Consider the following 6,109-nt stretch of genomic DNA (forward strand, 5'->3'; position numbering starts at 1 on the left):
CGGCGCCTCCGGTGCGCGAGGTTCCGGGCGGCGCTAGCGCCGGTCGTGGCGCGAAACCGGCTGCAGGTCGGGCAGGGGGCCGTCGCCGTCCGCGGCTGCCGCCACGATGCGGTCCGCGTTCTCCACCTCGATGCCCTCGGCGAGATACCAGGACGGGTTGTAGTAGCTGTGGGCATAGCGCTCGCCGCCATCGCACAGGATGGTGACGATCGAGCCCGACTCGCCGCGCGCGCGCATCGACTGCGCCACCCGCAGCACGCCCACGAAATTGGTGCCGGTCGAACCGCCGACGCGCCGGCCCAGCCTGCGGTTGACGTAGCGCATCGCAGCCAGGCTCAGCGCATCGGGCACTTTGACCATGGCGTCGACGCATCCGGGGATGAAACTCGGTTCCGGCCGCGGCCGGCCGATGCCTTCGATCCGCGAGGCCGGCGTGGGCGCTTCCGGTGGAGGCAGGCCCTGCGCCAGCGCCGCGTAGTGCGCATGGAAGGCCGAATGCTGCGGGTCCGTGCACATGACCCAGGTGCAAAGGCCGCGATAGCTCGCGTAGCGGCCGATGGTGGCGCTGGTGCCTCCGGTGCCGGCACTGCACACCACCCAGGTCGGCACCGGATGAGGTTCCTGCTCCATCTGGCGGAAGATGGATTCGGCGATGTTGTTGTTGGCGCGCCAGTCGGTGGCGCGCTCGGCGTAGGTGAACTGGTCCATGAAGTGGCCGCCGCTTTCCCGGGCCAGCCGCACCGATTCGGCCGCGATGTCGCGCGCGTCGCGCACCAGGTGGCAGCGGCCGCCATGGAATTCGATCGCCGCGATCTTCTCGGGCGAGGTCGAAGCCGGGATCACCGCCACGAACGGAAGCCCGAGCAGCTTGGCGAAATAGGCTTCCGACACCGCGGTCGAACCGCTGGACGCCTCCACCACGGTGCTGCCCGCATGCAGCCAGCCGTTGGCGAGCGCATACAGGAACAGCGAGCGCGCGAGCCGGTGCTTGAGGCTGCCGGTCGGATGGCTGGACTCGTCCTTGAAGTACACATCGATGCCCGGAAAGCCGGGCAGCGCGAGCGGGATCAGGTGGGTGTCGGCGGAACGGTTGAAGTCGGCCTCGATCCGGCGGATCGCCGCGCTGGTCCAGGCGTGGTGACCGCGGCAGGCGAGGTGGCTGGAGTCGTCGAGAAGGGGCATGGCATGCGATGGGGCCGGGGACGTCGCATTCTCGCCGATCCAACGCTTCCTGGCCGGCGCGACAAGGTTTGCGCCGGCGCGCCGGCGCCGGCAGACTGGCCACGACCGCATATGGAGATGCAGGCATGTCGAATGGAATCCGCCGCCTGGCCCGCGCCTGGCTGTTTTTCCTCCTGCTGGCGGGCGTGGCGCCAGCGCACGCCGAGCCCCCTGTCGAACGGCTGGGTGTGTCCGGGCCGCTGCAACTGGATGGACAGACGTTCCACTTCGTCTGGAGCAGCCATCCCTACCCGCACTTCTACAAGCAGGAATACCTGCCCGAAGGGCAGACGCTGACCCGCTACCGGCAGATGCTGATGATCGATGTGCTGCTGGGCGACGCCGGGCCGCGCGAGCTGACGCGGATCAAGCTGGCCGAACTGGAGGCGCGGAAGGCGGAAGATCCCGTGATCCAGCACGATCTGATCGTGAAGGAGGACGGCTCGGCCTACCTGCTCGACTTCGTGGTGTCGGGGCGCACTGCGGATGGCGAACTGATCGTCGAGTGGAACGCCTACCGTTACGAGGCGCTGCCTGGCGGCGCGGTGATGCTGGGCATGAGCCGTCGCGGCTATGGCGACGAGGGGGCGCGCCGCTTTCTCATCGACGAGATGAAGCCGCGGCGCCAGGAGTGGATCTCGGAGCTGGCCCGGCTGGACATGCCCCGCATCGTGCCGAAGGCGCCCTGACGGTCCTGCTCAGGCGCGCTGCAGCACCAGCTCCAGCACGAACTTGCTGCCGAAGAAGGCGAGCACCAGCAGGGCCATCGCCACCAGGGTCAAGCGCACGGCCTTGGCCCCGCGCCAGCCGTGGCGCCAGCGGCCGACGAGCAGGGCGCCGAACACCAGCCAGGACAGGAGGCTCAGCACCGACTTGTGGATCAGGTGCTGGGCGAAAAAGTCGTCGACGAACAGGATGCCGGTCAGCAGCGTCGCGGTGAGCAGCACGAAGCCGACCCAGATCGTGCGGAACAGCAGCGATTCCAGTTCGGTCAGCGGCGGCAGCACCCGCAGCCAGTTGCCGAACTGGCGCCGGCGCAGTGCGCGCTCCTGCAGGCGCAGCATCAGCGCCAGCACGGCGGCGATCGCGAGGGTGGCGTAGGCCAGCAGCGCGAGCCAGGCGTGCAGTTCGAGGCGCCAGTCCAGGTCGCGCGCTTCCGACCCGCCTGACATTCCGTAGCCGATCAGGGTGGCCGCCGCGACGGGGAAGACCACCACGCCCAGCGCGCCCATCCGTCCCGTCGCCGCGTACAGCGTCGTCAGCGCCCCCATCCCGAGTCCGACGAGGGACAGCGCCGAGAAGAAATGCAGGTCCATGGCGGCGGCCGCGCGCCAGGCGAGGAAGTGGAACAGGCCATGCAGCGCAACCGCACTCACCGCGGTCAGCAGCCAGAAGCCCGCCCTGGCGCCGCCGTCCGTCCGCAGGCGGCGCACGACCAGCCAGGCGGCCAGCAGGTAGAACGCGGCGGCAATGAGAACGATTGGCATCGCGAAAGTGTCGCATGAACGCGTGGCGCGGGGCAGCGGGCGCGCACGCACGCGGGGCGGGCGGCGCGGATCGCTATAATTGGCGGCCCTGCTTCCGCGATCTTCCCGCCATGTTCGAATCGCTCACCCAGCGCCTGTCCGGCACCATCGACCGCCTGCGCGGCCGCGGCCGGCTGACCGAGGAGAACATCCGCGAGGCCACCCGCGAGGTGCGCATCGCGCTGCTGGAAGCCGACGTCGCCCTGCCGGTGGTGCAGGCCCTGATCGAGCGCATCAAGGTGCGCGCCGTCGGGCAGGAGGTCCTGAAGTCGCTGACGCCCGGCCAGGCCCTGATCAAGGTGGTGCGCGACGAGCTCACCGCGGTGATGGGCGCCCAGGCCGTCGAGCTGAACCTGAATGTGCCGGCGCCGGCCGTCATCCTGATGGCCGGCCTGCAGGGCGCGGGCAAGACCACGACCGTGGGCAAGCTCGCGCGCCTGCTCCGGGAAAAGCGCAAGAAGAAGGTGATGGTGGTGTCGGCCGACGTGTACCGGCCCGCCGCCATCGAACAGCTCAAGACCCTGGCCGGTCAGACCGGCGTGCTGTTCTTCCCGTCCGATGCCGGGCAGAAGCCCGAGGACATCGTGCGCGCGGCCATCGCCGATGCGAAGAAGTCGTTCGTCGACGTGCTGCTGGTCGATACCGCCGGCCGGCTCGCCATCGACGAGGCGATGATGGCCGAGATCAAGGCGCTGCACGCCGCGGTCGCCCCGGTCGAGACCCTGTTCGTGGTCGACTCGATGACCGGCCAGGACGCGGCCAACACCGCCAAGGCCTTTGGCGAGGCGCTGCCGCTGACCGGCGTGGTGCTGACCAAGACCGACGGCGATGCCCGCGGCGGCGCCGCGCTGAGCGTGCGCTACATCACCGGCAAGCCGATCAAGTTCATCGGCACCAGCGAAAAGACCGACGGCCTGGACGTGTTCCACCCCGAGCGCGTCGCCAGCCGCATCCTCGACATGGGCGACGTGCTGTCGCTGGTCGAGCAGGTCGAGCAGCAGGTCGACAAGGACAAGGCGGCCAAGCTCGCCGAGAAGGTCGCCAAGGGCAAGAAGTTCGACCTCAACGACATGCGCGACCAGCTCGAGCAGATGCAGAACATGGGCGGCATCGGCAGCCTGATGGAGAAGCTGCCGGGCATGGGCCAGATCCCCGAGCACCTCAAGCAGCAGGTGCAGCAGAGCAGGGAAGTGCCGCGCATGATCGCCATCATCAATTCGATGACGAAGAAGGAGCGCCGCAACCCCGCCCTGCTCAACGGCTCGCGCCGCGCGCGCATCGCCGGCGGTTCCGGCACCCATCCCTCCGACGTCAACAAGCTGATGAAGCAGTATCAGCAGATGGAGAAGATGATGGGCAAAATGTCCCGAGGCGGCATGAAGGGGATGATGCGCGGCCTCCAGGGCATGATGGGCGGCATGGGGCGCATGCCCTTCCGCTGATCGATGACGCTCGCCTTCCTCGACGGCCGGCCGGCCGGCGCCGACGACCTGCGCGCGCTGGCGCTGGCCAACTACGGCCATTTCAGCTCGATGCAGGTGCGCGGGAGGGCCGTGCAGGGACTCGAGCTGCACCTGCACCGCCTCAAGTCGGCCACCCGCGAACTGTTCGACGCCAGGATCGACGACGCGCGCATCCGCGCCGCGATCCTGGCCGCGCTCGATGCGGCGGTTCTGGATGACGCCAGTGTCCGGGTCACCGTGTTCGCGCCCGGCTTCGACTACGTCCAGCCCGATCGCGTGCTGCCCGTCGAACTGCTGGTCTCGCTGGCTCCGCCCAGGCAGGCCGAGCCGAAACCCGTGTGGGTGAAGACGTACGCCTTCCAGCGGCCGTCGCCCCATATCAAGCACGTCGGCACGTTCCCGCTGTTCCAGCTCCGCCGGCAGGCGCGGCGCGAGGGCGTGGACGACGCGCTGTTCGTCGACGCGCGCGGCCGGATCAGCGAGGGCTCGGTCTGGAACATCGGTTTCTGGGACGGGCGCCAGGTCGTCTGGCCGCAGGCCGAGGCCTTGCGCGGGACCGCCGAACGCCTGCTGCAGGCGGGGCTGGCCGAGGCCGGCATCGGCCAGCGTCATGCCCCGGTGGAGGCCCGCGCGCTGGCGGGGCTGCGCGCGGCGTTCGCGGCCAATGCCACCGGGATCTGGCCGATCGGCGGCATCGACGAGACCACCCTGCGCCCGGACCCGGCGCTGATGGAGCTGCTGGACGGGGCACTGCGCAGCCAGCCGTGGCGGCCGCTGGCGGGTTGAGCGGTTCGGGCGGGGTTCCGCGGCGCGGTCCCATGGGCTAGAATTGCCGGCTTACCTCGCCATCCTGGCGACTGGGCAACACCGAGAACGCACCATGGTCAAGATCCGCCTCACCCGCGGCGGCGCGAAGAAGCGCCCCTTCTACCACATCATCGTCACCGACTCGCGCAGTGCGCGCGACGGTCGCAACATCGAGCGCGTGGGCTACTACAACCCCGTTGCCCAGGGCGCCGAGCAGCGCGTGGTGCTGGACACCGCCCGCGTCGACCATTGGGTCAAGCAGGGCGCGCAGTTGACCGACAAGGTCCGCAACCTGTACCGCGAAGCCGCCAAGGCCGCGCCGGCCGCCTGATGGCCGGGTTGCGCATCGCGCAGCCATTGCAAGCATGAACGACCAGACGCGCCGCATCCTCATGGGCAGGATCCACGGCGCGTTTGGCGTGCGTGGCGAACTGAAGCTCGAATCCTTCAGCGACCCGCCCGAGGCGATCTTCCGCTACCTGCCGCTGACCCTGCGCACGCCGCAGGGCGTCGAGCGGGAGCTCGAAGGCGCGCGCGGCCGCAGCAGCCCCAAGGGCATCGTCATGCGCCTGCCCGGGGTGGAGGACCGCGACGCGGCCGAGGCGCTGCGCGGCGCCGAACTGTACGTGCCGCGCGAGGCGCTGCCGCCGCCGTCGCCGGGCGAGTATTACTGGGTCGACCTGGAAGGCGTGCGCGTGGTCAACACCGAAGGCGCCGATTTCGGCGTGGTCTCGCACCTGTTCTCCACCGGCGCCAATGACGTGCTGGTGGCGCGTGGCGAGCGCGAGCGGATGATTCCCTTCATCCAGCCCGACTACATCGTCTCGGTCGATTTCGACGCGGGCGTCGTGACGGTGGACTGGGACGCGGAGTTCTGAGGGGGGGAATCGGGAGTGGGGAGTCGGGAATCGTGAGAGCCCCGTATCGACGACGCTGACGGAACGTCGGAGACTTCTGGACAACCTCCGCAAGCCCGCGTCGCGTCCCCGGTTCGATCCCATTCCCGACTCCCGACTCCCGACTCCCGAATCCCGACTCCCGAATCCCGAATCCCGAATCCCGAATCCCGAATCCCGAATCCCGAATCCCGAA

The 6,109-nt window shown here is 69.4% G+C and carries 7 protein-coding genes; 5 read left to right on the forward strand and 2 right to left on the reverse strand.

Translation table 11 applies throughout. From position 1 onward, the window contains the following. Positions 1-33: 33 nt before the first annotated feature. Positions 34-1,182 carry a PLP-dependent cysteine synthase family protein gene (locus ACQYVW_RS15465; protein ID WP_434947574.1) on the reverse strand — a complete coding sequence of 383 codons (1,149 nt, stop codon included), beginning with the start codon at positions 1,180-1,182 and terminating at the stop codon, positions 34-36. A gap of 125 nt (positions 1,183-1,307) precedes the next feature. Here ACQYVW_RS15465 and ACQYVW_RS15470 point away from each other — a divergent pair, with 125 nt between their 5' ends. Continuing rightward, positions 1,308-1,910, forward strand: coding sequence for an HI_0983 family protein (locus ACQYVW_RS15470; RefSeq protein ID WP_434947575.1), 603 nt, complete (start codon positions 1,308-1,310; stop codon positions 1,908-1,910). A 9-nt stretch (positions 1,911-1,919) separates the two neighbouring features. Here ACQYVW_RS15470 and ACQYVW_RS15475 read toward each other — a convergent pair whose 3' ends face one another. After that, positions 1,920-2,708: a cytochrome C assembly family protein gene (locus ACQYVW_RS15475; RefSeq protein WP_434932371.1), complete on the reverse strand. Its 789-nt coding sequence runs from the start codon at positions 2,706-2,708 to the stop codon at positions 1,920-1,922. 110 nt (positions 2,709-2,818) lie between these two features. On the opposite strand from ACQYVW_RS15475, the gene ffh reads away from it, so the two are divergent. From ffh to rimM, 4 genes are all read left to right on the forward strand, one after another. Beyond that, positions 2,819-4,189 (forward strand): signal recognition particle protein, encoded by a 1,371-nt coding sequence (ffh, locus tag ACQYVW_RS15480; protein WP_434932372.1) that lies wholly within the window; start codon positions 2,819-2,821, stop codon positions 4,187-4,189. A gap of 3 nt (positions 4,190-4,192) precedes the next feature. Beyond that, complete coding sequence (locus tag ACQYVW_RS15485; RefSeq protein ID WP_434947576.1) at positions 4,193-4,996, forward strand: aminotransferase class IV; 804 nt, start codon at positions 4,193-4,195, stop codon at positions 4,994-4,996. A 94-nt stretch (positions 4,997-5,090) separates the two neighbouring features. After that, positions 5,091-5,348 (forward strand): 30S ribosomal protein S16, encoded by a 258-nt coding sequence (rpsP, locus tag ACQYVW_RS15490; protein WP_280943461.1) that lies wholly within the window; start codon positions 5,091-5,093, stop codon positions 5,346-5,348. 34 nt (positions 5,349-5,382) lie between these two features. After that, positions 5,383-5,895 (forward strand): ribosome maturation factor RimM, encoded by a 513-nt coding sequence (gene rimM, locus ACQYVW_RS15495; protein ID WP_434947577.1) that lies wholly within the window; start codon positions 5,383-5,385, stop codon positions 5,893-5,895. The last annotated feature ends 214 nt before the right edge of the window (positions 5,896-6,109 follow it).

This window comes from Luteimonas campi (assembly GCF_051162505.1).
In the GTDB taxonomy this organism is placed as follows: domain Bacteria; phylum Pseudomonadota; class Gammaproteobacteria; order Xanthomonadales; family Xanthomonadaceae; genus Luteimonas.